This window comes from Streptococcus mitis, from assembly GCF_003942795.1.
In the GTDB taxonomy this organism is placed as follows: domain Bacteria; phylum Bacillota; class Bacilli; order Lactobacillales; family Streptococcaceae; genus Streptococcus; species Streptococcus mitis_BJ.
The window spans coordinates 1-2,823 of the sequence record NZ_RJNY01000042.1 but is presented as its reverse complement, the minus strand read 5'-3'; the positions used below and the strand labels follow the sequence as shown (position 1 = coordinate 2,823).

The 2,823-nt window shown below is 28.4% G+C and carries 3 protein-coding genes; all 3 read left to right on the top strand.

Annotated features, from left to right (window positions below; translation table 11 throughout):
• On the top strand, window positions 1-1,119 hold a 1,119-nt coding region (locus D8847_RS10290; protein WP_125841475.1), incomplete at its 5' end, for a GmrSD restriction endonuclease domain-containing protein.
• Entirely contained in the window at window positions 1,116-1,835 is a 720-nt protein-coding gene (locus D8847_RS10285; protein WP_125841474.1) for a hypothetical protein, read from the top strand. The genes D8847_RS10290 and D8847_RS10285, both read left to right, overlap by 4 nt.
• 368 nt (window positions 1,836-2,203) lie before the next feature.
• A partial coding sequence (locus D8847_RS10280; RefSeq protein WP_142999097.1) for a hypothetical protein occupies window positions 2,204-2,823 on the top strand: 620 nt, incomplete at its 3' end.

The following is a 2,823-nucleotide window of genomic DNA, read 5'->3' as shown; positions in this document are numbered from 1 at the left end:
GTTCCTCCTGTAATTATTGGTTCATTTACAAAAAATGGTTTGAAGGAAAATATTTTAATTGATGGACAACAAAGGTTAACTAGTATTTTATTGTCTGTTTTGGGTTTTTTTCCAGACCGTGAAACCTATAAAAAGCATTCAAAAGATAAAGTCAGAAAATATATTGATGAAAATGACGATTTTGCAGGTGAAACAGATTCCTCCACTGATGTCATTAATTGGACATTTAATGATTTACTCATAGAAGATAATTTCACAATTTCAAAAATAAAATCAACTTTAGAAAAGGATGAATATTTCAAAGCGTTGAATAATGATAATGAAATAGATAATTCTTTTTTGAAGAATACTTTTCTAGGATTTTCGTATCTTGTACCTAGTAATAGTCAAAGAGGGGATCAGCAAAGATATTATTCATCAGTTTTTAGAANTATTAATAGACAAGGAATGTCTCTTACTGGTCAAGAAAGTAGAGAAGCACTTTACTATTTAGATGAAAGTAAAACCAGTTTCTTTAAGCCTAAATTTATCAACCTTATTGAAGGGGAGTTATCTATTGATTTTATTAGATATTTATCAATTTTATCACAATATAAAAAAGAGGGCTCTGTTCAAAATTTATGTAGTGGGTTTGGTGGAAGAAAAGAAAAATTAGAGGAGTACTATGAAAATTATATCAATTTTATAATTGGTGATAAAAATATTAAGTATTATATTAGCTATGAAGAATTATTTAATACTAATGAACAACTACTCTCTTGTGAACAACCTCATTCAGGACGCTATAGCAAAATGAGTAATTTCATTAGTGATTCACCTTTATCCAAAAAAACTTTTGATTCTATTATTGATTGTGACTTGTATTACTTTGGTTTAATTTATTTAATAATATTCGAAAATAAGAATATTGATTTGGAAAAATGGTCGGACATAACTAAAAAAATTGAGAAATCAATAGAAGAATTTAAAGCACCATATCTTGATAAACAAGGCGTTCCAACATATGAGTTATCAAAAGCTGTATCAAGAAGCTTTCACCAGAAAAATCCATCTGCCTTAAAATATTTGCGTGAGAGAGTTGAAAAATCAATAGCTATTTATAGGGAGTTTGAGATATGAGTAAACATGAAGAATTTATTAACAGTCCTATTGAATCCGTTATGTTGGAAGGGATTTCTGCAATTACTCCTATCAATACAGGAATAGAAACATATCCTTTAAATGATTACTTGCTTAAGACAATTTTTTTACAAATGACAGGTTTTCAAGAACAAAAATTTAAATGTATTGCTTGGGAAATGGCTACTGAAGATTTTGAGTTTCGGAGAGTTTTTTTAAAAGATTATGCTTCCCAAGGTTTTTCTACTTATGATTCTAAAAAGTCAATTTATCAAAATCTAATGATTCTACTTGATAGGGGTGAACTATCTGAATCTGACAGAAAGTTGATAGTCAATGAATCCAAAGATATCATATGTAAAATTTTTAAGGAAAGTAATTTCCAATACTGGAATGGCAATACTTACATAGAATTCAAGGGTAATATAAAGAATAGAATTGGATATAAAGGCATTGCAAGAAAGGGGGAAGGTTACAATTTGCTAGAAAGCGAAGGGCAGAAAGTATATGATATGTTGTATCGACATAGAAATCGATTGGCCCATAATACGTTTTCATATCAACGTAATTTGCCTACATTACATGAATTAGAAAATAAGGAATTTGGGGATTCTAACTATTTTACATGGTTTTATATTTTGATAGTTATAGATAAAATTATGATTAAACTATACAATGAATTTAATCAAACAAATAAATCTCTTCTAGATATGTGATTTATTATTTCTAATAGAAAGTTTCGTTTTATAGTATAATTTCAAAAACAATTGTGGCAATTTCGTTCTATAGTTAGTTAGACTTCTATCACCACGCGTCGAGGCGGTATCACTACTTGTACGAGCTGAGGTATCAGTGAAGTAGAAGTAGATGTTTTGCCCATGGGATAGGACTCGTAGAATGAGGAGGGAAACCGACGAAATGATACGGTAAGTCCGAACCGCTGAATGTGTAAGCTTGTTAGAGAAACGTGTTTAATTCTTAAAGGATTTACAAATTCTTTTAAAATAATAAAAAAATAAGATTAATATAAACTTGGTTTTTAGGATACAGTTATAAAAAATAAAATTTATGAGGTGGTATAATAATGGGGATGACAAGTAATAAAGATGATATTTTTAAATTAACAGGATTAAATATAGGAAATGTTTATTTAGATAAAATAGAATATGCTCCTCAAATTAATGACGAAAGGATTTTAGACTGTGCTACAGGTAATTTCCATTTATATCCTGCTTTAGGGATTTCAGATGATGATGTTTCTTTATGGAAAAAATATTTTGATAAAGAAAAAAATATTTTTGACGAAGTAAAAAAACATTTATCAGTGAAATATGGATATGAATGTAAAATAGGCCGAGGAACTTTACAAGGTATTGCAGAAGATTATCCTTGTAACTTTTGCTTTAGGTATCTAGAGATTTCAAAAGGTAAACGGAAATTTATTCTTTTATTAAAGAAATTTTATATAGACGATGATGATTTTATTCATTGTGAGTATGGTGTTGTTCAGTTTTACTCGACTTTAGATAAAAACGGATATTTGAATGAATTTATTGGTAAGGGAGAAAAGGAAGAAATAAAACTCAAAAACAGTAAAGGTAAAGAATGTACTAAAAAGATCTTAATTCATTATCCTAGATATGATACGAATTGTAATTACAAGCATTTAAAGCTCTCAACAACAGAAAATAAAGTTAATATGTG

Bases quoted from the DNA above. Each gene is read 5' to 3' on its own strand.
- D8847_RS10285 (WP_125841474.1), top strand. From the start codon at position 1,116: ATGAGTAAACATGAAGAATTTATTAACAGTCCTATTGAATCCGTTATG.